The sequence below is a fragment of the Streptomyces sp. NPDC107498 genome (genome assembly GCF_055582805.1).
This window is the reverse complement of sequence record NZ_JBVJPE010000005.1, coordinates 239,964-263,741: the sequence shown is the minus strand read 5'-3', so window position 1 is coordinate 263,741 and position 23,778 is coordinate 239,964. Positions and strand designations below refer to the sequence as shown.

19 protein-coding genes are annotated in these 23,778 nt (G+C 72.7%); 10 read left to right on the top strand and 9 right to left on the bottom strand.

What is annotated here, in order from left to right; all coding sequences use genetic code 11:
• The first annotated feature begins 36 nt into the window (after window positions 1-36).
• On the top strand, window positions 37-858 hold the full coding sequence (locus tag ACZ66Z_RS11690) for a dioxygenase family protein (protein WP_469933770.1): 822 nt from the start codon (window positions 37-39) through the stop codon (window positions 856-858).
• Between the two features lie 3 nt (window positions 859-861).
• On the opposite strand, the gene fahA is transcribed toward ACZ66Z_RS11690, so the two are convergent.
• Window positions 862-2,088, bottom strand: coding sequence for a fumarylacetoacetase (gene fahA / locus ACZ66Z_RS11685; protein ID WP_469933769.1), 1,227 nt, complete (start codon window positions 2,086-2,088; stop codon window positions 862-864).
• Window positions 2,089-2,383: 295 nt separating this feature from the next.
• Here fahA and ACZ66Z_RS11680 point away from each other — a divergent pair, with 295 nt between their 5' ends.
• From ACZ66Z_RS11680 to ACZ66Z_RS11670, 3 genes are all read left to right on the top strand, one after another.
• Window positions 2,384-3,721 (top strand): LPXTG cell wall anchor domain-containing protein, encoded by a 1,338-nt coding sequence (locus ACZ66Z_RS11680; protein WP_469933768.1) that lies wholly within the window; start codon window positions 2,384-2,386, stop codon window positions 3,719-3,721.
• 294 nt (window positions 3,722-4,015) lie between these two features.
• On the top strand, window positions 4,016-5,026 hold the full coding sequence (locus ACZ66Z_RS11675) for a polyprenyl synthetase family protein (RefSeq protein WP_469933767.1): 1,011 nt from the start codon (window positions 4,016-4,018) through the stop codon (window positions 5,024-5,026).
• Between the two features lie 116 nt (window positions 5,027-5,142).
• A complete protein-coding gene (locus tag ACZ66Z_RS11670) occupies window positions 5,143-6,342 on the top strand; it encodes a LolA family protein (RefSeq protein WP_469933766.1) in 1,200 nt (399 codons plus the stop codon).
• 66 nt (window positions 6,343-6,408) lie between these two features.
• Here the strand turns inward: ACZ66Z_RS11670 and ACZ66Z_RS11665 are convergent, their stop codons facing one another.
• Window positions 6,409-7,719, bottom strand: a complete 1,311-nt coding sequence (locus ACZ66Z_RS11665; protein WP_469933765.1) for a M28 family metallopeptidase — start codon at window positions 7,717-7,719, stop codon at window positions 6,409-6,411.
• Window positions 7,720-8,276: 557 nt separating this feature from the next.
• On the opposite strand from ACZ66Z_RS11665, the gene ACZ66Z_RS11660 reads away from it, so the two are divergent.
• On the top strand, window positions 8,277-8,966 hold the full coding sequence (locus ACZ66Z_RS11660; protein ID WP_469933764.1) for an NADPH-dependent F420 reductase: 690 nt from the start codon (window positions 8,277-8,279) through the stop codon (window positions 8,964-8,966).
• 2 nt (window positions 8,967-8,968) lie between these two features.
• On the opposite strand, the gene ACZ66Z_RS11655 is transcribed toward ACZ66Z_RS11660, so the two are convergent.
• Entirely contained in the window at window positions 8,969-9,580 is a 612-nt protein-coding gene (locus ACZ66Z_RS11655; RefSeq protein WP_469933763.1) for a DUF4291 domain-containing protein, read from the bottom strand.
• Window positions 9,581-9,708: 128 nt separating this feature from the next.
• Between ACZ66Z_RS11655 and ACZ66Z_RS11650 the strand changes: the two genes are divergently transcribed.
• Window positions 9,709-10,026: a DUF6401 family natural product biosynthesis protein gene (locus ACZ66Z_RS11650; protein WP_469933762.1), complete on the top strand. Its 318-nt coding sequence runs from the start codon at window positions 9,709-9,711 to the stop codon at window positions 10,024-10,026.
• 68 nt (window positions 10,027-10,094) lie between these two features.
• Here ACZ66Z_RS11650 and rarD read toward each other — a convergent pair whose 3' ends face one another.
• Together rarD and ACZ66Z_RS11640 are read right to left on the bottom strand one after the other, a co-directional pair.
• Entirely contained in the window at window positions 10,095-11,096 is a 1,002-nt protein-coding gene (gene rarD / locus ACZ66Z_RS11645) for an EamA family transporter RarD (RefSeq protein WP_469933761.1), read from the bottom strand.
• A gap of 95 nt (window positions 11,097-11,191) precedes the next feature.
• Window positions 11,192-12,058: an NAD(P)H-binding protein gene (locus tag ACZ66Z_RS11640; RefSeq protein ID WP_469933760.1), complete on the bottom strand. Its 867-nt coding sequence runs from the start codon at window positions 12,056-12,058 to the stop codon at window positions 11,192-11,194.
• A 112-nt stretch (window positions 12,059-12,170) separates the two neighbouring features.
• Here ACZ66Z_RS11640 and ACZ66Z_RS11635 point away from each other — a divergent pair, with 112 nt between their 5' ends.
• From ACZ66Z_RS11635 to ACZ66Z_RS11620, 4 genes are all read left to right on the top strand, one after another.
• Window positions 12,171-12,551, top strand: a complete 381-nt coding sequence (locus ACZ66Z_RS11635; RefSeq protein ID WP_469933759.1) for a winged helix-turn-helix transcriptional regulator — start codon at window positions 12,171-12,173, stop codon at window positions 12,549-12,551.
• 64 nt (window positions 12,552-12,615) lie between these two features.
• Complete coding sequence (locus ACZ66Z_RS11630; protein WP_469933758.1) at window positions 12,616-13,443, top strand: hypothetical protein; 828 nt, start codon at window positions 12,616-12,618, stop codon at window positions 13,441-13,443.
• 5 nt (window positions 13,444-13,448) lie between these two features.
• Window positions 13,449-15,713, top strand: a complete 2,265-nt coding sequence (locus ACZ66Z_RS11625) for a bifunctional serine/threonine-protein kinase/ABC transporter substrate-binding protein (RefSeq protein ID WP_469933941.1) — start codon at window positions 13,449-13,451, stop codon at window positions 15,711-15,713.
• Between the two features lie 2 nt (window positions 15,714-15,715).
• Window positions 15,716-17,893: a bifunctional serine/threonine-protein kinase/ABC transporter substrate-binding protein gene (locus ACZ66Z_RS11620; protein WP_469933757.1), complete on the top strand. Its 2,178-nt coding sequence runs from the start codon at window positions 15,716-15,718 to the stop codon at window positions 17,891-17,893.
• A 61-nt stretch (window positions 17,894-17,954) separates the two neighbouring features.
• On the opposite strand, the gene ACZ66Z_RS11615 is transcribed toward ACZ66Z_RS11620, so the two are convergent.
• The 4 genes from ACZ66Z_RS11615 to ACZ66Z_RS11600 all read right to left on the bottom strand — a co-directional run bounded on the left by ACZ66Z_RS11615 (window position 17,955) and on the right by ACZ66Z_RS11600 (window position 23,765).
• Window positions 17,955-19,007, bottom strand: a complete 1,053-nt coding sequence (locus tag ACZ66Z_RS11615) for a 2-oxoacid:ferredoxin oxidoreductase subunit beta (RefSeq protein ID WP_469933756.1) — start codon at window positions 19,005-19,007, stop codon at window positions 17,955-17,957.
• On the bottom strand, window positions 19,000-20,937 hold the full coding sequence (locus ACZ66Z_RS11610; protein WP_469933755.1) for a 2-oxoacid:acceptor oxidoreductase subunit alpha: 1,938 nt from the start codon (window positions 20,935-20,937) through the stop codon (window positions 19,000-19,002). The genes ACZ66Z_RS11615 and ACZ66Z_RS11610 overlap by 8 nt, the downstream gene beginning before the upstream one ends.
• A gap of 321 nt (window positions 20,938-21,258) precedes the next feature.
• Window positions 21,259-21,930, bottom strand: coding sequence for a LuxR C-terminal-related transcriptional regulator (locus tag ACZ66Z_RS11605; RefSeq protein WP_037673176.1), 672 nt, complete (start codon window positions 21,928-21,930; stop codon window positions 21,259-21,261).
• A 548-nt stretch (window positions 21,931-22,478) separates the two neighbouring features.
• Window positions 22,479-23,765: a sensor histidine kinase gene (locus tag ACZ66Z_RS11600; RefSeq protein ID WP_469933754.1), complete on the bottom strand. Its 1,287-nt coding sequence runs from the start codon at window positions 23,763-23,765 to the stop codon at window positions 22,479-22,481.
• Window positions 23,766-23,778: the final 13 nt, after the last annotated feature.

The window sequence follows — 23,778 nt, the reverse complement described above, 5'->3', positions numbered from 1 at the left end:
TTGCCATCCCCCCAGGCCCCCCGCAGAGGAGCAGGCATGGACAACGAGACCGCCGCCGGACACCCCACCCGCAAGACCGTGCTGCGCGCCGCGCTCGCCGCCGGAATGGCGGCGCCCGCCGTCCTCATGGGCGTCCCGGCGCTCGCCCGTACCGTGACCGCGGGAGAGGCGGCGCCCGCGCTCACCCCGGAGTGCGACGACGGCGACGACCCCACCCCGGAGCAGACGGAGGGGCCGTACTTCAAGCCGAACTCCCCGCTGCGGACCAGCCTCCTGGAGGCCGGCACCACCGGTGTCCGGCTCACCGTCAGCGGCTACGTCTTCGGGCTCGCCTGCCGTCCGATACCGGGCGTCCTGCTGGACTTCTGGCAGGCGGACGTCAACGGCGCCTACGACAACACCGGCTTCCGCTTCCGCGGCCACCAGTTCACCGACGCCGCCGGCGCCTTCGCGCTGACCACGATCGTGCCCGGCCTCTACCCGGGCCGCACCCGTCACCTCCACGTGAAGCTCCAGGCGCCGGGGCGGCCGGTGCTCACCACGCAGCTGTACTTCCCGGGCGAGCCGCGGAACAACACCGACTCGATCTTCGACCCCCGGCTCCTCATGACCGTCCGGGACGCCGGCACCGCGAAGGAGGCCGCCTTCGACTTCGTCCTGAACGTCCCGCAGGGCCCCGGCCCGACGCCGACACCGACGCCCACCGGGGTCCCCGGCGGGACCTGGGCCGCCGGGACCGCCTACCGGGCGGGGGACGCCGTCACCTACGGCGGCCCGGGCTACGTGTGCCTCCAGGCGCACACGGCCCAGGCCGGCTGGGAGCCGCCGAACGTCCCCGCCCTGTGGCGGAGGGCCTGAGGCTCAGGCCGAGGGGACGATCCGGCCGCGGACCTCGCCGAGGGCGACCCGGGTGCCGTCCGGGCCCGGGGCCCAGGCCGTGAGGACGACCTCGTCGCCGTCCTCCAGGAACGTCCGCTTGCCGCCCGGCAGATCGAGGGCGTCGCGGCCGTTCCAGGTGAGCTCCAGGAGCGAGCCGCGCTGGTTCACCTCGGGCCCGGAGACCGTGCCGGAGCCGTACAGGTCGCCGGTGCGGAGCGAGGCGCCGTTCACCGTCATGTGGGCGAGCTGCTGGGCCGCCGTCCAGTACATGGAGGAGAACGGCGGCTCGGCCACCACCTCGCCGTTGATCTCCACGGAGATCCGCAGGTCGAAGCCGCCCGGCTCCTCCTCGGCCGCGTCGTCCAGGTACGGGAGGAGGGGGAAGTCCCGCGCGGGCGGCGCGGTCCTTGCCGCGTCCAGGGCCTCCAGGGGCGTCACCCACGCCGACACCGAGGTCTGGAACGACTTGCCGAGGAACGGGCCCAGTGGCACGTACTCCCAGGCCTGCACGTCCCGCGCCGACCAGTCGTTGAGCAGCGTCAGGCCGAAGACGTGCTCCCGGAAGTCGGAGAGCGGGACGGGCCGGCCGAGCTCCGACGGGGTGCCGACCAGGAAGCCGACCTCCGCCTCGATGTCCAGCTTCACGGAAGGGCCGAAGACCGGCGCCGGGTCCGACGGGGCCTTGCGCTGCCCGGAGGGGCGTACGACATCGGTGCCGGAGACCACGACCGTGCCCGCGCGACCGTGGTAACCGATCGGCAGGTGCTTCCAGTTGGGTGTGAGCGCGTCGCCGTCCGGACGGAAGATGCGGCCCACGTTCGTCGCGTGGTGCTCGCTCGCGTAGAAGTCGACGTAGTCCGCGACCTCGTACGGCAGGTGCAGCGTCACCGCGTCCAGCGGGTGCAGCAGCGGCTCGATGTCCGCCCGGTGCGCGGGCACCGTCACCCAGGCCGTCAGCGCCCGGCGCACGTCGCGCCAGACGGTCCGCCCGGCCGCGAGCAGCGGGTTGAGGCCGGGCTGCGCGAGCAGCGCCGCGTACGGGGAGCCGAGCGCGTGCGCCGCGGCGCCCGCGTCCAGGACGTGCCCGCCGATGCGGACGCCGAGCCGGCGGCGTCCGGGCTCGTCGGCGGTGGAGAAGACGCCGTACGGGAGGTTGTGCGGGCCGAAGGGATCGCCCTCGGCCAGATCGAGCGGGCTGTGCTCGGACATCGGTGCGTGCCTCGCTTTCCACGTGTGTGGGGGACACGTTACGGGGCGGGCCGCCGGGCGCTGATGACATGGATCACACAGAAAGCGCGGCCTCCGTGGGCAACTGCCCGCATTCGCGCCGTTTGTGTCCCGGGCGGTCCCGGAACGCCCGCGCGAGCTGCGGAAACAGGGCTCCCGGGGAGCCCCTGCCCGCCCTACGATCATGCCGGGTGCCGTGCCGCGTGAAGTAGCCGCTGGCGCGCGCCCGCCACCCTTCTTCGCAGTCTTTCTCTCTGACCAGGAAAAGGTCCACAACGTGAAGATCCGCCGCATCCTGGCGACCGCCGTGGCCGCCGCCGTGACCACCCCGGTCGTGTTCCTCTCGGCCGCGCCGGCGTTCGCCGACACCAAGCCGTCGACCGCGTCGCCGCAGAAGCCCGCCTCGGGCGAGGAGGACCCCGACGAGGACATGCCGTCGCTCGAGGAGCTCAAGGCCGCGGTCGCGCTCGCGCAGAAGGAGTACGACGAGGCCGTCGTCGAGCTGGCCGAGGCCGAGGGCGACGTCGAGGCCCTCACCAAGGCCGACCACCCGCTGGCGGTCGCCGCCGCCGAGGCGAAGAAGGCCGCCGGCGAAGCCGCTGCCAAGAAGACGGCCGCCGACGAGGCGCTCGCCAAGGCGAAGCAGGACGAGCAGGCCGTGAAGGACCGGCCCGACGCCACCGACCAGGAGAAGGCGGACGCCGCCGCCGCCGTCACCGCGGCGCAGACGGTGGCTGACGAGGCCGCCCTCGCGAAGACCGCCGCCGACACGAAGGCCAAGGCGGCTTCCACCGCTCTGGACGACGCGCGCGTGCAGGCGTTCCGGGTGCTGGAACTCGCCAAGAAGGTGAAGAAGGCCGCCGGGGAGAAGCTCGACGAGGCCAAGGAGGAGCTCGCCTTCTACGAGGAGATCGGGGGGGAGTGCAAGGAGGACCGTTCCGTCAAGGTCGCGCTGAGCGGTCCCGAGACGGTCACCGCCGGTGTGCCCACCGTCTTCACGCTGCGGGTCACGAACACCTCCGACCGCGCCCTGGAAGGCGTCAACGCCTTCGCGAACGCCACGCGGCTCCCCGAGCCCGGCACGGACATCGACGAGGAGACGGACTTCGCCAAGTACGCCATCCCCGTCGAGTGGTCCTCCCCCGACGTCCTGGAGTGGACGCCGATCACCGAGAAGTTCGATTACCTCGAGGTCGGCAAGCTCGCCAAGGGCGCCAGCTACGACGTGAAGCTGCGGCTCACGGTCGACGCCAAGGCCCCCGCCGGCAAGGGCGCGCTCTTCGCCTACGGCGAGTACACGAACGACGACGGCAGCTGCGGCATCGGAGAGCAGTACGACGACCTGAACTTCTCCGTCCTCGCCGCCGACAAGGGCGACAAGCCGAAGCCGAAGCCGACGGAGACCGCGACGCCGACCCCGGCGCCGACCGTCACCACCGGCAACGCGAACACCACCCAGCAGGGCGGCTCGTCCGCCACCCCCGTGACCGGCACCCTCGCCGCCACCGGTGCGAACGACACCCTGCCGCTCGGCCTCGCCGCCGCCGGGGCCGTCGCCCTGGGCGCCGGCGCGCTGGTCGTCGCCCGCCGCCGCAAGGCCGGCGCCGACGCGTAGCACCGCCTGGGATCCCCCGTACGGCCGCGCCGGGGCCGCCGTGCGGGGGATCCGTCGTACCGGGGCGCCGCTCGCCGTTCGCATCGGCGTCGATCACCGTTCGGGGCGAAACGCCCACTCCTGGTCGTATGAGCCGATCGCGAACATACCGGGGGTGACGGGAAGGCGCCCACAGTGATCGAAACGTGACCGGATACGCTGGCTTGAGTGAATGGACCGACACATCGACAATCCGAGTGATCGGTGTGCGGTCCGGACAGCGTCAGCAGGCGTCAGCAGACAGGAGACCCCCTCGTGACCGTCGTCGGGCCGTTCGGTCTTAGCGTGCGGGACCAGGCTCTTGAGGCCGATGTCCAGACCGGTTTGGCGGCTGTGGAGGCGGGCCTCCTGGACGCCACCAAGAGCGATGTCCCCTTCATCACGGAGGCCGCGCAGCACCTCGTCCTGGCCGGGGGGAAGCGGTTCCGCCCCCTGCTCGTGATGCTCGCCGCCCAGTTCGGCGACCCCTACGCACCGGGCGTCGTGCCCTCCGCCGTCGTCGTCGAGCTCACCCACCTGGCCACGCTCTACCACGACGACGTCATGGACGAGGCCGACGTCCGGCGCGGCGTCGACAGCGCCAACGCCCGCTGGGGCAACTCGATCGCCGTCCTCACGGGTGACTTCCTCTTCGCCCGCGCCTCGCACACGCTCGCGGACCTCGGCCCCGAGGCCGTACGCATCCAGTCCGAGGCGTTCGAGCGGCTCGTGACCGGCCAGATCCTGGAGACGGCCGGCCCGATGGACGGCCGCGACCCCGTCGAGCACTACCTCGACGTCCTCGGCGGCAAGACCGGCTCCCTCGTCGCCGTCTCCTGCCGCTTCGGCGCCATGATGTCCGGCGCCGACGACAGCGTCGTCGACACCCTCACCCAGTACGGCGAGCGGCTCGGCGTCGCCTTCCAGCTCGCCGACGACGTCCTCGACATCGCCTCCGACTCCCACGAGTCCGGCAAGACCCCCGGCACCGACCTCCGCGAGGGCATCCCGACCCTCCCCGTCCTCCACCTGCGGGCCGCCGCGGCCGCCCACGGGCGCCCGGAGGACCTGGAGCTCGTCGCCCTGATCGACGGCGACCTCGGCGACGACGAGCGGCACGCCGAGGCCCTGCGCCGGCTGCGCGCCCACCCCGCCCTGGAGCAGGCCCGCCGGGACACCGTGCGGTACGCCGAGGAGGCGCGCGCGATGCTCGCGCCGCTGCCCGACGGGTACGCGAAGGCGGCCCTGGCGGAGATGTGCGACGCCGTGGTCCACCGCGCGGGCTAGCTCTTCTCGGGGTCGGGTCATCCCGAAGCAGTACGTGAGGTTGATCCCGGGGGCTGACGATTCCGGGGCTCCGGGTTGATGGAATGGATCCATCGACAACGGAGGTAGCGGAGACCATGGCAGAGACCCGTAAGGCGAGCCGGTTCATCGTCCCGGTCGCGGTGGCAGGAGTGGCCGCGGCGACCATCGGACTCGTCCCGGCGCTGGCGGCGTCCGGAGACCCCGACCTGCCCGAGATCACGGCCCAGCAGCTCATCGAGAAGATCGCCGCCTCGGACACCCGGACGCTGTCCGGCACCTTCAAGATCTCCACCGACCTGGGGCTGCCGTCCCTCGACGGCCTGGCGTCCGGCCTCGGGGGCCTGGGCGGCGGCGCGGGCTCCGGTTCGGCCGACCCGTCCGAGAAGCTCACCGAGCTCGTCTCGGGCACCCACACCCTGCGCGTGGCGGCCGACGGCCCCGAGCGCCAGAAGCTCACCCTGCTCGACGGCTCCGACGAGTACAGCCTGATCCACAACGGCGACGACGTCTGGGCCTACGACAGCAAGTCGAACGAGGCCTTCCACGAGAAGGGCGCGTCCGGCGCCCCCGAGAAGGAGCAGGAGCTCCCCGGCACGCCCAAGGAGCTCGCCGACGAGGTCCTGAAGGCCGCGGGCGACACCACCTCGATCACGGTCGACGGGACGGCGAAGGTGGCCGGCCGGGACGCGTACCAGCTGGTGATCAGGCCGAAGCAGACCGGTTCGACGGTCGAGTCGGTGAAGATCGCGGTGGACGCGGCGAACGGCACCCCGCTGAAGTTCACCCTCGCCTCGGTCGAGGGCGGCAAGCCGGTCGTCGACGCGGGCTTCACGAAGGTCGACTTCGCGAAGCCGGCCGCCTCCGAGTTCGCCTTCACGGCGCCGAAGGGCGCGAAGGTGACGGAGGGAGCGGCGGAGGAGGCCGCGGAGCACGGCGAGCACGGCGAGCACGGCGACTTCGGGGGCGGGCTGCCCGAGGGCTTCGAGGGCGGTCTCCCCGGCCTCGGGAAGGCCTTCGGAGGCTCCGGCTCCGGGGAGGGCCCGGACGTCATCGGTGAGGGCTGGACGACGATCGCGAAGCTCGACACGGGCGCGCCGGCGCCCAAGACCGACGAGGCGCCGAAGGAGATCCAGGGATTCCTGGACTCCTTCGGCGACAAGGTGACCGGGAAGTTCGGCTCGGGCACCGTCTTCAAGACGAAGCTCGTGAACGCGCTCCTCACCGACGACGGCAAGGTCTACGTCGGCGCGGTGACGAAGGACGCGCTCGTGGAGGCGGCGAACGCCGGCAAGTGACCCGGCGGTTGGGACCCCGGGCGGGTCGGGGGCGATGTTCACCGACCCGCCCGGGAGTTCTGCGGCTTACGGGAAGGTCAGCTTGAAGCTGTTGATGTAGCCGGTGTCCGCGCCGGCCTTGTCCTGGACGCGGAGCTTCCAGACGCCGTTGGCGACCTCGGTGGAGGCGTTCACGGTGTACGTGGTGTTGATGTTGTCGGTGCTGCCGCCGGCACGGTTGCTCAGGCTGTAGACGGAGCCGTCGGGGGCGATCAGGTCGACGACCAGGTCACCGATGTAGGTGTGGACGATGTTCACGCCGACCTTGAGGGTCGAGGGCGCGTTGCCCGCGACGCCGCTGACGGTGACCGAGGAGGTCACCGCGGCGCCGTTGTCCGGGATGGAGACGTCCGCGGTGTTCTCGAAGACCGTGCCGGTCGGCGGGGTCGTCGTCCCCGTGGACAGGTTCCAGACCGCGTACGCGATGGCGTCCGCGTTCCGGTCCAGGGCGGTGTCGTTGATGTTCGCCGTGGTGTCGCAGGACGAGTGGTAGCAGCGGTCGAAGGCCTGCCCGGCCGTCCCGCCCCACTTCTGCGCCTGCGCCGACGTCTTGGTGTAGTCGGCCCCGGAGAAGAGGCCGCCGACCGGTATGCCCACGTTCTTGAAGGGCGCGTGGTCCGAGCGGCCGTCGCCCTCGGTCTCGATCTCGGTGGGGATGCCGAGTCCGGCGTAGTAGTCCTTGAAGGTCTGCTCGATCGTCGGGTCGTCGTCGTAGACGAAGTAGCCCGGGTTGGGCGAGCCGATCATGTCGAAGTTCAGATAGCCGCTGATCTTCGAACGCTCGGTGCTGGGCAGGTTGTTGACGTAGTACTTCGAGCCGACGAGCCCGAGCTCCTCGGCGCCCCACCAGCCGAAGCGCAGGTGCTTCGTCGGCTGGAGCTGGGCGCGGGAGACGGCGAGCGCGGTCTCCAGGATCGCGGCGGATCCGGAGCCGTTGTCGTTGATGCCGGGGCCCGCGGTGACCGAGTCGAGGTGCGAGCCGGACATGATCACCTGGTTCGGGTCGCCGCCCGGCCAGTCGGCTATCAGGTTGTAGCCGGTGGCGCCGTTGTAGCTGAACTGCTGGAGCGTGGTGGTGTAGCCGGCGGCGTCCAGCTTCGCCTTCACGAAGTCGATCGAGGCCTTGTAGCCGGTGCGGCCGTGGGCGCGGTTGCCGCCGTTGGCGGTGGCGATCGACTGGAGGTCCGTCAAGTGCTGCTTGACGTTGGCGAGGGAGATGTCGGGCGCGGCGACGGCCGCGGCAGGGCTGGCGGAGGCGCTGGTGCCGGTGAGGCCGGCGAGGGCGAGCGCCGCGAGTGCGGCGGCCGCGGTGGCGCGTCTGGGCACGGAGAGGTTCATGTGGGGGCTCCGGATTCCGAACGGGGATGGGACGGAACGTGCGAGACGCCCCGGGCGTGGGTGCCACGAGGCGGCTGGAGCTGTACGAGTGCATGTGCGGTGTTCGTTTGTTCTGTTGTGCGTGCTGAATGTTCAGTGAGAATTTGACTCCGCGTCAAGAGCGGAAACCGGTCAGGTGTGTTCGCTCACCGGACGGCGGCGCCGGAACGTGATGTGCCGCTTCCTCACAGGTCACGCCGGATCATGGCCGGACGGTCGATGATCCCGACGCAACAGATCCGGCCGTGGACGACGTCGAGGTCGGGCATCCCCGTCTCGGCGGCCGGCGGCAGACGGCGGTGGCCTTCGCCGCAGGGGGCGCCCGGCCGGTGGCCCGAGGTGCGCAGGCCCTGGCAGAAGTCGTCGGAGCAGCCGCACGCGCCGTACGCCGGGGCATCCGATTTTCGGCCGGTGGCGCGAATTGAGTGCGGACGGATCGGTGCGGGACGACCGGAGGGGCGCGTCCAGGCATTAGGGTCGGGCTCCCTCGACTCGCCGCCCCGAAGGAGCACGCGCACATGAAGATCGCCGTACTGGGAACCGGCGAGGTCGGGCGCCGGCTCGCCACCAAGCTGGTCTCCCTCGGGCACGAGGTGGCCATGGGGTCCCGTACGGCGGACAACGCCGAGGCCACCACGTGGGCGGGGGAGCACGGCGGGACGCACGGCACCTTCGCCGACGCCGCCGGCCCCGCCGAGCTGGTCGTCAACGCGACCGGCGGGCTGGTCTCCCTCGCCGTCCTGCAGGCCGCGGGCGCCGAGAACCTGCGCGGCAAGGTCCTGGTCGACGTGTCCAACGCCCTCGACTTCTCGGAGGGCTTCCCGCCCAAGGTCGGCCTGCCCGACGGCAGGAGCGTCGCCGAGCAGCTCCAGGGCGCCTTCCCGGAGGCCCGCGTCGTCAAGACGCTCAACACCATGACCAACACCGTCATGGTCGAGCCCGGCCGGGTCCCCGGCCACCACAACGTCTTCCTCAGCGGCGACGACGAGGACGCGAAGGCCGTGGTCGCCGAACTGCTCGCCTCCTTCGGCTGGGCCGCCGACCGGATCATCGACCTCGGCGACCTGACGAGTGCCCGCGCCACCGAGCAGCTCCTGCCCCTGTGGCTGCGGCTCTACGGGATGCTCGGCACCGGCGACTTCAACTTCGGCGTCGCGGGAGCCGGAGCCGGAGCCGGATCCGGGACCGGAGCCGCGGCCGGGGCCTGAACTCAGGACCGGGCCCGCGCCGGAGCCCTCAGGTGGTCCAGCAGGCCCTCCGGCTCCGGGTAGGGCTCCTCCCGGGGGAGCAGTCGGCCGACGGCCTCCAGGTCGCCGGTCCTGACCAGGGCGTGGACCTCGTGGGCCAGCGCGGTCACGTCGGTGACGGAGACGGTCCACTCGTCCGCGTACCGGCGGGTCGCCTCGTCCGCCAGGCCGAGCTGGAGCGAGCGGTACGGGAGGGGCCGCAGGTGCGGGTCGCGCTCGGGGTCCCACTGGACCCGGGCCGGCGACTGCCGCAGCTGCCGCTTCCAGGAGGCCTGGTCGGTGTGGAAGCCGCGCTCGTAGTGGGAGAGGCAGGCGTTGCGCAGGGCCCACTCGAAGCCCTCGCGGGTGATCTCCACGGCGAGGACGGTCTCCTGGCCCTCCTTCCTCCCCCAGCCGGAGCGGTACATCATCCACAGGAACGACGGCTTGATCCACGTCATCCGGTCCCGCTTCCAGACCGCCGGGAAACGGCCGTCGCGGGCGGCGGCCAGTCCGATCTCGGGCCGGTACGCCTGGTAGACGGTGACCGTGCGCCCGGTGTGGACCGCGCGGATCCGGTACTTCGGTTCTTCCATGCGCCTCAGGGTGCGGGGCGACCGCCGGGCGGGGCCACCGGATTTCCGACCGTCCCGGGGGTGCCGGGGCCGGAGGCTGCGAGGAACGTCACGGTCTGCGCCCTTCGGCACGCCCCTAATCTGGAGGGATGGACGCTTTGCCCGGCAGCCCGTTGATCGACGTCGCCGCCACGTACATGCCCCGGCTCTCGGAGTTCTCCTTCGAGCCGGGACTCGTGGCCGCCGTCGACCAGCACGCGGCGGCCGTGTGCGACGCGCTGATCCCGGCCCAGCGGGGGCCGGAGGGCCGGACCGTCCGTCGGGAGGAGCTGGCCGACTACGTCCTCGGGTTCACCGACCGGCTCTCCGAGGCCGACTGGACCGAGCCCGTCGGCCACGACTTCGCGACCCTCCGCCTGACGGCGGTCTGCTGGCTGATCCGGGAGCACGGCCTGCTGGGCGGGTGACCGCCGTCCCCCCATCGGGCCCACGGGCGGCTCGCGGGACCCGCCGCGCGCGTGGCCCCACCCCCCCGTCAGCGTCCGGGCCGGGCCGAGGGGGTGGAGACCGGCGCCGCCCCGGCCTCGCGACCGGCCTCCGCGAGAGCCGTCTCCGCACGGGCGGCGGAGGCCGCCGCCTCGACCGCGGCCCGGCTCTTCCGGGCCGTCCGGAGCGCGTCCCAGGTGAGGAGCGTCAGTGCCAGCCAGACGAGGGAGAAGCCGGCCCAGCGCTCCGGCGGCATCTCCTCGTGGAAGTAGACGACCCCGAGCAGGAACTGGAAGGTCGGCGCGAGGTACTGGAGCAGTCCGAGCGTGGACAGCGGTACGCGGATCGCCGCCGCCCCGAAGCAGACCAGGGGGACCGCCGTGACGAGGCCGGTGGCGGCGAGCAGCGCCGTGTGGCCGGCGCCGTGGGCGCCGAAGGCCAGGGTGCCCCGGGTCCCGAGCCAGACGAGGTAGCCGAGGGCGGGCAGGAACTGGACGGCGGTCTCGGCGGCGAGCGACTCCAGGCCGCCGAGGTTGACCTTCTTCTTCACCAGGCCGTAGGCGGCGAAGGAGAACGCGAGGGTGAGCGAGATCCACGGCGGCCGCCCGTACCCGACGGCCAGGACGAGCACGGCCGAGAGGCCGACGCCGACCGCCGCCCACTGCGCGGGGCGCAGCCGCTCCTTGAGGACGAGGACGCCGAGGGCGATGGTGACGAGCGGATTGATGAAGTAGCCGAGGGAGGCCTCGACGACGTGGCCCGTGTTCACGGACCAGATGTAGAGGCCCCAGTTCACGGTGATGACGGTGGCGGCGACGGTGATCAGGCCGAGCTTGCGCGGGCTGCGCACGAGCTCGGACACCCAGCCCCAGCGGCGCAGCGCGAGCAGGGCGACGCCGACGAAGACCAGGGACCACACCATCCGGTGGGCGAGGATCTCGACGGCCCCGGCGGGCTTGAGGAGGGGCCAGAAGAGCGGGACCAGCCCCCACATGCCGTAGGCACCGACCCCGTAGAGCAGTCCCGCTCGTCCCTCGTTCTCCGTCTTCACGCCGGACCTCCCGCCCTGTGCCGCGCTGTCCTGTCGAAGGTAGCGCCGCACGGGGTGGGTTGTCATGTCCGTACCGCTATACGGTCATGACGGCTTCAGGAGGCGGCGAGCGCTTCCCTGATCGACTCGGCGACGGGGGTGGTCGGACGGCCGATCAGCCGGGCCAGGTCGCCGTTCCGGCGGGCGAGCGCCCCGCGCTCCACGGCCCGGTCGACGTCGACGAGGATCTCGGCGAAGGCCTCCGGGACCCCGGCGCCGGTGAGGACCTCCAGGTGGGTCGCGGCGGGCACGTCGCTGTACGTGATCTCCCGGCCGGTCTGGGCGGCGACCTCGGCCGCGTACTCGGCGAGGGACCAGGCGGTGTCGCCGCTCAGCTCGTACGCCCTGTTGCGGTGCTCCTCGGCCGGACCGGTCAGGACGGCGGCCGCGGCGGCGGCGTAGTCGGCGCGGGAGGCGGAGGCGATCCGGCCCTCGCCGGCGTTGGCGACGACGGCGCCGTGGGCCAGGACCGGGGCGAGGTGGGCCGTGTAGTTCTCGGAGTACCAGCCGTTGCGGAGGAAGGTGTACGGCAGGCCGGACGCGAGGATCAGCTCCTCGGTCGCCCTGTGCTCGTCGGCGAGCGCGAAGTCGGCCTCCGGGCCGCCGAGGATGCCGGTGTACGCGAGCTGGGCCACGCCCGCCGCCTCGGCCGCGTCGATCACGGCGGCGTGCTGCGCGACGCGCCGCCCGACCTCGCTGCCCGAGATCAGGAGCACCCGGTCGCCGGACTCGAAGGCCTCCGCCAGGGTCTCCGGCCGGTCGTAGTCGGCGATCCGCAGCTCGACGCCGCGCTCCGCGAGGTCGGCGGCCTTCGCCTTGTCGCGGACGACGGCGACGACGGGCTCGGCGGGGGCCGCGGCGAGGAGGGCGTCGACGACGAGACGGCCGAGCTGTCCGGTGGCTCCGGTGACGACGATGCTCATGGTGCTTCCTTCTTCCCGTGGGGTGCGGTGGCCGGTGCGCTCACCGTGCTGCACTCACCGTACGGCGTGCGCTAACCATTCGAAAGTACCCACTTTGAAGTAAGGTACTGGCATGGGAGTAAGCAAGCCGCCGAACGTGAACGAGCCGATGTGCCCCTCGCGCCTCGTCCTGGAGCACGTCACCAGCCGCTGGGGCGTCCTCGTCCTCGCGGCCCTCCTGGAGCGCTCGTACCGCTTCAGCGAGCTGCGCCGCACGATCGGCGGCGTCAGCGAGAAGATGCTGGCCCAGACCCTCCGGACCCTGGAGCGCGACGGCTTCGTCCACCGCGACGCCAAGCCCGTCATCCCGCCCCGCGTCGACTACGGCCTCACCCCCCTCGGCGAGGAGGCCGCCCGCCAGGTCTGGGAGCTCGCCCGCTGGACCGAACGCCGGGTCCAGGCCGTCGAGGAGGCGCGCACGCGTTACGACACCGTGCGCGAAGCGTCCCAATGACGTTGTAGACCCGCCGAGTTGGGCCGCGGAGCCGTACGATCTCCTTCACCGGGCGGGGGATCGTGTGAGCGACCGTGGGGGGATCGTGAGGGACGCGTACGGAAGGACGCTGCGCACCGGTGCCGTGCTGGCGGCGGGCGTGGCACTCCTGGCGGGCTGTTCGTCGGGAGGCGGCGGGGACGACGGGAAACCACCCCGGAGAACACCGGGCGCGAGCGCGTCCGGGACCTCGTCCCCGGCCCCGACCGGGTCCGCCTTCACCCCGGACCCGAAGAAGGCCCCGCGCACCACGGCCGACGCGAAACGGATGGCGCTCGCCATCGTGGCGGGGCCGGACGACTGGGGCCCCGACTACGTCAAGCGCAGCCCGTTCCTCAGCGACCCCGGCTCCTGGCCGGTCCTCGACGCCGACTGCACCTGGGAGGCGGGCACCCTGCCGCACTCCGTCCTCTACAGCGTCACCTCCTACGGCGAGATCCCGGCCGCCGGCGGCAAGGGAGCCCTGCGCGTCGCCGCCACCGTCACTGTGCACCGCACCGAGACCGACGCCGACTGGGAGATGGCCGAAACCCTGGAGGAGGCACTGCGCTGCCCCGACCAGCGGCTGCGCGAGGGCGAACGCATCAGCGGCCTCATATCGCTCGCCCCCTACAGCGTCGGCGACAGCACCACCACGACCGACTTGATCACCGAGCGCGGCACGTACCTCAACGACGCCTTCAAGAAGCCGCAGTTCTACAGCTGGTTCCAGACCCGCACCGGACAGGTCAGCGTCGCCACCGTCGTCAAGGGAGCCCCCGGCTACACCGAGGCGGAGACCACCGACGCCCAGGTCCGGGCCAATGTCGCCATGCAGGACCGCGTCAAGAAGCAGTGGGGAGCCCAGTCGTGAGCCCGATGGCCCAGCCAGGCCCCCAGCCCGTCCCCGAGCCCGACCCCCGGCCCGGCGCACTCCACCCCCTCCTCCCCGCCGATCCGTCCACGATCGCCGGCTACCGCCTCCTCGGCCGGCTCGGCGCCGGCGGCATGGGCGTGGTCTACCTCGGCCGCACCGACGGCGGCGAGCTCGCCGCCGTGAAGGTCACCCACGGCGACCAGGCCGACCAGCCCGACTTCCGGGCCCGCTTCCGCCGCGAGGTCGAGGCCGCCCGCAGGGTCTCCAGCCCCTGGGCCGTGCCCGTCACCGGCGCAGACCCCGACGCCCCCGAGCCGTGGATGGCCACCGCCTTCGTGCCCGGCCCCTCCCTCGGTGAGGCCGTTCGCGCCCACGGGCCGCTGCCCGAGCGGAGCGCACGGATCCTCGGCGGCGCCGTCGCCCGCGCGCTCGCCGCCGTCCACGCGGCCGGGATCGTCCACCGGGACGTGAAGCCCGGGAACGTCCTGCTCGCCGTCGACGGCCCCCGGCTGATCGACTTCGGCATCGCCCGTGCGACCGGGGAGACCGGGCTGACCTCGGCCGACATGATCGTCGGCACCCCCGGCTTCCTCGCCCCCGAGCAGGCCGAGGCCCGCGCCGCCGAGATCGGCCCCGCCGTCGACGTCTTCGCCCTCGGTTGCCTGCTCGCGTTCGCGACGACCGGCCGCCCGCCGTTCGGTACGGGCGCCCTGGACGCGCTCCTCTACCGGACCGTGCACGACGAGCCCGACCTCGCCGGCGTGCCGGAGCCGCTGCTCGACCTCGTGCGGCAGTGCCTCGCCAAGGAACCGGCGGCACGGCCCACCGCCGACGAGATCGCCGTCCGGCTCACCGAGGACACCCCCGGCGCCCCCGCCGACTGGCTGCCCGCTCCCGTCGTCGCCATCATCGCCGCCCGCTCGGCGGCCATGCTGGCGCTTCCCGACATCGAACCGACCGCACCCGGCACGGACCCGGCCGCCTCGGCCAAGCCCAGCAGACGCGGCTTCCTGCTGCTCGGCGCCGGGGCCGCGGCGCTCGCGGCGGGCGGCGGCGCGTTCGCCCTGTGGAACTCGCGGCGCGACGACACCGCCGACGACGGGAAGCCTCCCGCGTCGAAGCCCCGGAACACCTGGTCGATCGGCGTCCTCGCCGACCTGACCGGGCCCGCCCAGGAAATCGGCAGGGCCCAGGAGCGCGGTGCCCGGCTCGCCGTCGAGCGGTTCAACGCCGTGCACCAGGGCAAGCCCTTCACCCTCGAACTCAAGGTCTCCGACGACCGCGGGGACCGCACCGGCGCCCTCGCCGCCGCCCGCCGGCTCACCTCCGACCCCTCCGTGATCGCCGTCCTCGGCCCCACCTCCGACGACACCGGCATCGCCGCGCTCCCCGCCTTCGAGGAGACCGACGTGCCGCTCCTCACCGTCTCGGCGGGCTATCACCTCTTCACCCTGCGCGGCGCGTCCGGAGCGCCGAACGCGACCGTGCTGCGCGCGATCCCGAACCACCTCATCGCGGGCACCTACCTCGCCTGGGCCGCCACGCTGCTGCCGCAGATCCGCCGCCCCGGGGTCCTCCAGGAACGCACCGACGACCAGTACAGCTGGCAGTACGTCAGGGGGGTCGGCTTCGGCTTCAAACAGGCCGGCATCACGCCGCACTTCCGGGTGGTCCCGGGCCGGGCCACCGACTACCGCCGGATCATCGGCGAGATGATGGACGCCGGCATCGACGCGTACGTCCACTGCGGTGACCGCTCCACGGCCGTGCTCGCCGCCCGCGCCCTGAACCGACTCGGCTTCACCGGGCCCCGGTTCACCGGCCAGCACGTCCTCGGGTCGGAATTCCTGAAGGAGGCCGGAAGCGACGCCGAGGGCTGGTACGTCTGCGCGCCCGTCGTCGACCCCGTCCAGCGGGCCGCCGACACCAAGCAGAAAGCGCCCGACCGCAAGGCGGCCCAGGAGTTCCTCGACGCCTACCGCAAGCGCTACGGCACCACCCCGGCCTTCTACACCGGCGAGTCCTTCGACGTGGTCAACCTGGTCACGTCCTGGCTCTCCTCGAACGCCGCCAAGGGCGTGCTCACCCGCAAGGGCTTGTGGGAAGCCCTGCGCAAGCAGAAGTACACCGGGGCCATGGGCGTCTACGCGTTCGCCGACAACGGCGAGCTCAGCGGTATGGGCACCTTCCTCTACGGCGTGCGGAACGGGGCCTACACGTTCCTCGGCCCCGCGCCCGCGGAGCCCCGCAAGCCCAAGAAGGCCTGAACGTGCAGCCGCTCAGGAAGGCCGACCCCTCCTCGATCGCCGGTCACCGGCTGCTCGGCCGGCTCGGCGCCGGCGGCATGGGCGTGGTCTACCTCGCCCGCACCGCGGGCGGGGCGCTCGCCGCGCTCAAGCTCATCCGCGCCGAGCACGCCGCCGACCCCGGCTTCCGGGAGCGGTTCCGGCGCGAGGCGCGGGCCGCCGAGCGGATCACCGGCCGCTGGGTCGTCCGCGTCCTCGGCGCCGACCCGGAGGCCCGGGAACCGTGGCTCGCCACCGAGTACGTGCCCGGGCCCTCGCTCGCCGAGGCCGTCGCCCTGCACGGTCCGCTGCCCGAGGCGACCGTACGGGCGCTCGGCGCGCGGCTCGCCGACGCGCTCGCCGACATGCACACGGCCGGACTCGTGCACCGCGACGTCAAGCCCGGCAACGTCCTCCTCGCCCTCGACGGCCCCCGGCTCATCGACTTCGGCATCGCCAGGACCGCCGGGGCGACCGCGCTCACGGCCACCGACGCGATGATCGGCACCCCCGGTTTCCTCGCCCCCGAGCAGGCCCGGGTCTCCGGGACGGGCGAGGTCGGCCCGCCGAGCGACGTCTTCTCGCTCGGCTGCGTCCTCGCGTACGCGCTGACCGGAGAACGACCCTTCGGCACGGGCGCGGTGGCCGCGGTCGTCTACCGCACCGTCCACGAGGAGCCCGACCTCGACGGCCTGCCCGGGCGGCTGCTGCCCCTGGTCACGGCCTGCCTCGCCAAGGACGCGACCGACCGGCCGAGCACCACCCAGGTGCGGGACGCCCTCGGCCCGTACGAGGGCCCGGCGGCGGGCGACTGGCTGCCGCCCGGCCTGCCCGCACTGATCGCCCAGCGCTCCTCGCGGGTCCTCGACCTACCGGTCGCCGATCCGACCGTCCTCAACCCCGAGGAGAAGAAGGGGACTTCGCGGCGCCGCTTCCTGTCCCTCGGCGCGGCCGGCGCCGTCGCGGGCACGGGAGCCCTCACCGCCTGGCTGCTCGGGCGTGACCCCGCGAGCGGCGCCGGCGGCGGCACGGGGGTGCCGAGAAGGGCCTACACGCTGGGTGTGCTCACCGACCTCAGCGGGCCGGGCAAGGCGGACGGACGCGCCCAGGAACGCGGGCTGCGTCTCGCCACGGAGACCTTCAACGCCCGCGCGGACCGGCCCTTCGACCTGGTCCTCAAGGTGGCGGACGACGGGGGAGAGCCCGAGCGGGCCACCGCCGGGGCCCGCGCCCTCCTCAAGGAGCCCGCCCTCGTCGCCGTCCTCGGCCCGACGACCACCGAGACGGCGGTCGCGGCGGCGAACGTGCTCGTCGACCCGGCGGTGCCGGTGCTGAGCGTGGTGGCGACGGTCCCTGAGGGGGTGATCCGGGGCCAGTCACCGGACATGCGCACGTACTTCGAGCTGCGGCCCTACCCCGAGATGATGATCGCGCCCTTCGGCCGCTACCTCACCGAGCACGGTCTCGGCCGCACCGCCGTCATCGAGGACCGGGCGGCCGGCACCTACAGCTGGCTCATCGCCCGGAACCTGAAGGGTTCGCCCCCCGCCGGCGGTACGGTCGCCGTGCACCGGGTCGCGGCGGACGACGAGGACTTCGGACCGGCGGTCCGGGACGCGCTCGCCGCCTCCCCGACGGGCGTGATGTACGTGGGGACCTCGCCGCGCCGGGCCGCCCTGTGCGCCGGGGCCCTGCGGCAGCAGGGATACCGGGGCCCGTGCGGAAGCGTCGAGTCCGCGCTCCGGCCGGAGTTCCTCGCCGCGGCGGGACCGGCCGCCGAGGGCTGGTACTTCGGGGCGGGCTACACCGACCCCGACACGGTCCCGGCCGCGAAGGAGTTCGCGGCCGCGTACCGCGAGCGCTGGGGGCTCGCGGCCACCGATTCGGTCGACCGGTTCGCGGTGGAGTCGTACGACGCCCTGTCCTGGACGGCGCGGGCGCTGCGTACCGCCGCGGAGAGGAACGTGAGGTCCCCGGCAGCGGCGTTGTCGTACGCGTTCATGAAGGACCACAAGGTGTACCGGGGGATGGTGAGGTCCTACAGTTCCAGGGCCAACGAGAACTCGGCGTCCGCCCTCGAAGGGCTGACCCTCTGGCGGATCCGCTCCGGAAGGCCCCGCTGCCTCGGTCCGTTCGCCGAGGCGGCGAAGCGCGACGACTGACCGCGAAGTCGGTCCGGGGCGGCGGGCCCGGACCGACTTCGCAGCCGTCAGCCGTCAGCCGTCAGCCGACGACCGTCCAGGTGTCGTTGCCCGTGAGGAGCTGGCCCAGGTCGCCCTTGCCGTACCGCTCGACGGCCGTCTCCAGCTGTTCCGCCATCAGCGTGTCGTACACCGGCCGGTCCACCGAGCGGAACACCCCGATCGGGGTCTGGTGGAGGGTGTCCGGGTCCGCGAGGCGCGAGAGCGCGAAGGCGGTGGTGGGGGTGGCCGCGTGGGCGTCGTGGACGAGGATCCGGGACTCGTTCTCCGAGGTGACCGCGACGACCTGGAGGTCGCCGGTGGCCGGGTCGCGGACGACGCCCTTCTCGTTCTCGGCGCCGAAGCGGATCGGCTGCCCGTGCTCCAGGCGGATCACCGCCTCCTTGGCCCGGTCCTTGTCCTTGAGGACCTCGAAGGCGCCGTCGTTGAAGATGTTGCAGTTCTGGTAGATCTCGACGAGCGCCGTGCCGTTGTGCTCGGAGGCCTGGCGGAGCACCTCGGTGAGGTGCTTGCGGTCGGAGTCGACCGTGCGGGCCACGAAGCTCGCCTCGGCGCCCAGCGCCAGCGACACCGGGTTGAAGGGGGAGTCGAGCGAGCCCATCGGGGTCGACTTGGTGATCTTGCCGACCTCGGAGGTGGGGCTGTACTGCCCCTTGGTGAGGCCGTAGATCCGGTTGTTGAAGAGCAGGATCTTCAGGTTGACGTTGCGGCGCAGGGCGTGGATGAGGTGGTTGCCGCCGATGGACAGCGCGTCGCCGTCGCCCGTGACCACCCACACCGACAGGTCGCGGCGCGAGGTGGCGAGACCGGTGGCGATGGCCGGGGCGCGGCCGTGGATGGAGTGCATCCCGTAGGTGTTCATGTAGTACGGGAAGCGGGAGGAGCAGCCGATGCCGGAGACGAAGACGATGTTCTCCTTCGCCAGTCCGAGCTCGGGCATGAAGCCCTGCACGGCGGCGAGGACCGCGTAGTCACCGCAGCCCGGGCACCAGCGGACCTCCTGGTCGGACTTGAAGTCCTTCATGGACTGCGCGGCCTCGGCCTTCGGCACCAGTTGCAGCAGGGACTCAGGCATCGATGACCTCCTTGAGGGCGGCGGCGAGCTGCTCGGCCTTGAACGGCATGCCGTTGACCTGGGTGTGGCTGCGGGCGTCGACGAGGTACTTCGCCCGGACGAGGGTGGCGAGCTGGCCGAGGTTCATCTCGGGGACGACGACCTTCTCGTACCGCTTCAGCACCTCGCCGAGGTTCTTCGGGAAGGGGTTGAGGTGGCGCAGATGGGCCTGGGCGATGCGGCCGTCCTCCCTGCGGATGCGGCGGACGGCGGCCGTGATCGGCCCGTAGGTGGAGCCCCAGCCGAGGACCAGGGTGCTCGCGCCGTCCGGGTCGTCGACCTCGACGTCCGGCACCTCGATGCCGTCGATCTTGGCCTGGCGGGTGCGGACCATGAACTCGTGGTTCGCGGGGTCGTACGAGATGTTGCCGGTGCCGTCCTGCTTCTCGATGCCGCCGATGCGGTGCTCCAGGCCGGGGGTGCCGGGCACGGCCCAGGGACGGGCGAGGGTCTCCGGGTCCCGCTTGTACGGCCAGAAGACCTCGGTGCCGTCGGCCAGCTCGTGGTTCGGCCCGGTCGCGAAGGGCGTCTTCAGGTCGGGGAGCTCGTCGACCTCGGGGACGCGCCAGGGCTCGGAGCCGTTGGCCAGGTAGCCGTCGGAGAGGAGGAAGACCGGCGTGCGGTACGTGAGCGCGATGCGGGCGGCGTCGAGGGCCGCGTCGAAGCAGTCGGCGGGCGTCCTCGGGGCCACGACCGGCACCGGCGCCTCGCCGTTGCGGCCGTACATGGCCTGGAGGAGGTCGGCCTGCTCGGTCTTGGTGGGCAGACCGGTGGACGGGCCGCCGCGCTGGATGTCGACGATCAGCAGCGGCAGCTCCAGGGAGACCGCGAGACCGATGGTCTCCGACTTCAGCGCCACGCCGGGGCCGCTCGTCGTGGTCACGGCGAGGGAGCCGCCGAAGGCGGCGCCCAGCGCGGCCCCGATGCCGGCGATCTCGTCCTCCGCCTGGAAGGTCCGCACGCCGAAGTTCTTGTGCTTCGACAGCTCGTGCAGGATGTCCGAGGCCGGGGTGATCGGGTACGAGCCGAGGTAGAGCGGCAGGTCCGCCTGGCGGCCGGCGGCGATCAGGCCGTACGAGAGGGCCAGGTTCCCCGAGATGTTCCGGTACGTGCCGGTGGGGAAGGCCCGGGTCGCGGGGGCGACCTCGTACGAGACGGCGAAGTCCTCGGTGGTCTCGCCGAAGTTCCAGCCGGCCCGGAAGGCGGCCACGTTGGCCTCGGCGATCTCCGGCTTCTTCGCGAACTTCTGGCGGAGGAAGGTCTCGGTGCCCTCGGTCGGGCGGTGGTACATCCAGGAGAGCAGCCCGAGCGCGAACATGTTCTTGCTCCGCTCGGCCTCCTTCCGGGACAGGCCGAAGTCCTTGAGGGCCTCCAGGGTCAGCGTCGTCAGCGGCACCGGGTGCACCCGGTAGCCGTCGAGCGAACCGTCCTCCAGGGGCGAGGTCGCGTACCCGACCTTGGCCATCGCCCGCTTCGCGAACTCGTCGGTGTTGACGATGATCTCTCCGCCGCGCGGCACGTCCCCGATGTTCGCCCTGAGGGCGGCGGGGTTCATCGCGACCAGCACGTTCGGGGCGTCGCCCGGGGTCAGGATGTCGTGGTCGGCGAAGTGCAGCTGGAAGGACGACACGCCCGGCAGGGTTCCGGCGGGTGCCCGGATCTCGGCCGGGAAGTTCGGCAGCGTGGAGAGGTCGTTCCCGAAGGACGCCGTCTCCGAGGTGAAGCGGTCACCCGTCAGCTGCATGCCGTCACCGGAGTCACCCGCGAAGCGGATGATCACCCGGTCGAGCCGGCGCACTTCCTTCTCGGTGCCGTGGTGGGGCTTCGCCGGGGCGCTGCGCTGCTCCCCGACCAGGGCCTCACCGGCCTCGCTACTGACCTGGCTGGTCACTGAACTGGACCTCCCTCGCGGCAAGGGGACTCTCCGCCGGAGGCGGGGAGAAGGCTCGGGTTGCGGCCGGTGACCACCGATCGATCGTCGATCCTTCGCCGATCCCGGAGATCACCTTCCGTCCCGAGGCCCACCCTACGACGGCAAGGGGGGCCTTCCCGGGACTTCTCTCATCGTGGACCTCTTTTTGAGACGCCCTCTTGTCTGGAATTGTCACGCTCTGTCGCCACCCGGAGTGTTCCGGAAGGTCGGATTCCGCCTCATCCTTCGGGTCGAGGGCCCGGCATCCGGGATCAGGTTATCTGACAGAGCGTCAGATACTCAGGACTTCAGGTACGTCAACACCGCGAGTACCCGGCGGTGATCACCGTCACTCGGGGAGAGGCCCAGCTTCAGGAAGATGTTGCTGATGTGCTTCTCCACCGCGCCGTCGCTCACGACCAGCGCCTTCGCGATCGCCGAGTTCGTCCGGCCCTCCGCCATCAGACCGAGGACCTCCCGCTCGCGCGGGGTCAGGTTCGCCAGCACGTCCTGCTGACGGCTCCGGCCCAGCAGCTGCTGCACGACCTCGGGATCGAGCGCCGTACCGCCCCCGGCCACCCGGACGACGGCGTCCACGAACTCGCGGACCTCCGCGACCCGGTCCTTCAGGAGATAGCCCACGCCCCGGCTGGAACCGGCCAGGAGCTCGGTGGCGTACTGCTCCTCCACGTACTGCGAGAGCACCAGGACCCCGAGCCCCGGGTACTCCTTGCGCAGCCGCACCGCCGCCCGCACGCCCTCGTCGGTGTGCGTCGGCGGCATCCGCACGTCCGCCACCACCACGTCCGGCAGCGCTCCCTCGTCCGCGAGCCCCGCCACCGTCTTCACCAACGCCTCGCCGTCCCCGACCCCGGCGACGACCTCGTGCCCCAGATCGGTCAGGAGCCGCGTCAGCCCCTCCCTGAGCAGGACGGAGTCCTCGGCGATGACCACCCGTACCCGTCCCGCCACGTCTTGCGTGCTCACGCCCTGCAGCCCCCATGCTCCGGTCGTCCGATGAGACCTTCAGCATGGCACCTGGTGCCGACGCCCGTACGCCCGGTCCACCGCGGCGACGCCTTCCCACCGCGCGGACCCGCCCGGCGGGGCGGTGCGCTTCGCCACCCGCCGTGTGGGCAATCGTCCCGCAGGGCGGGACGGGTGGGCACACGGGACGGCGCCCTTCAGCGGCGCCTCCGCGTTCCGCGCCTTGACCCGCACCCGTGCGCGCCGTACCTACCGGTGCGGGTTCGGGCGCGGGAGCCTCGGGCGCCGGCAGGGGCGCCGTTCCGTTGTGCCCACCCTCCCCCAAGCTCTCGGCTCCACTCGAGCAGGGGGGACCCCCTTCGCCCCGGCGGAACGATTGCCCACAACGGGGGCCCAGCGGGCGCAGCCCGCGACGGGGTGGCGCCGCCCCGGCGGAACAGTTGCCCACAACGGGGGCGCAGCCCGCGACGGGGTGGGCGCCGTCCCGCCGGGGCGACTGCCCATGACGGGGGTGCCGTTCCGGTGGTGCGGGTTCATGCCCGCCAGGGCAGTTCCACCGTCACCGTCGTCGGCCCGCCCACCGGCGAGTCCACCGCCAGCACCCCGTCCACCGCCCCCACTCGCTCGGAGAGCCCCCCGAGGCCCGTGCCGGGCTCCACGCGCGCCCCGCCCGCCCCGTCGTCCCGCACCTGGAGTATGAGCCGGTCCTCCGTGCGCCACACGTCCACCCACGCGCGCCGGGCGCCCGAGTGCCGGGAGACGTTCCGGAGGAGCTCCGAGACCGTGAAGTACGCGAGGCCCTCGATCGCCGGTGCCGGCCGGCCCGGCAGGTCCACGTCCACGGAGACGGGCACCGCGCACCGGGAGGCCACCGCCGACAGCGCCGCGTCGAGCCCCCGGTCGGTGAGGACGGCGGGGTGGATGCCCCGGGCGAGGTCCCGCAGCTCCTGGAGGGCGAGCTTCACCTCGCCGTGCGCCTCGTCGACGAGCACCGCCGCCGCCTGCGGGTCCCGTGCCAGCTTCTCCTTGGCGAGCCCCAGGTCCATGGCGAGCGCGGCGAGCCGGGCCTGCGCGCCGTCGTGCAGGTCGCGCTCGATGCGCCGCAGGTCGGCGGCGGCGGCGTCGACGACCACGCCCCGGTCCGACTCCAGCTCGGTGACGCGCGAGGCCAGCCGGGACGGGCCGAGGAGCCCGGAGACGAGGAGCCGGTCGACGGAGACGAGCCCGCGCAGCACCCACGGTCCGACGAGGACGAACACGAGCCCGATCAGGCTGGTCACGGCCAGCTCGAAGGGCGCGTCGAGGTAGAGGGCGTGGGTCCGGTCGCCGTACAGCTGGATCCCGTCCTGCCCCCACCACAGGGGGAAGACCCACTGCCACAGCGGGTACGTGAAGAGGCTCCAGCCCCAGCTCCACAGCGCCACGGTGACGGAGAAGGAGAACACCGCCCACGGCATGTGCAGGACCGCGTACAGCAGGTGCCGCCACGACGCACCGCTCTTCAGCATGGCCCCCATCCACGAGAACGCCCCGCCGGTCCGCCCGCGCACCGGCTCCGGCGCGGCCACGTCGAGGTCGAGCAGCCCGCGTGCCCGGGCCCGCTCGACCGCCCCGAAGCCCCGGCACATCGCGAGCGCCCCGGCCAGGATCGGCACGCCGAGGAAGGTGATGAGCAGCCCGGCGCCGGCCGAGACGAAGGCGACGGAGAGCGCGAACCAGCAGATGCTCAGCGGCAGACCGATCAGCACGTACCCGAAGGCACGCCAGGTGCGGGCCTCGAACGGCGCGCGGATCGCGGCGGGGAGTCGGTGGGAGGCCATCGCGGTGTTCCTT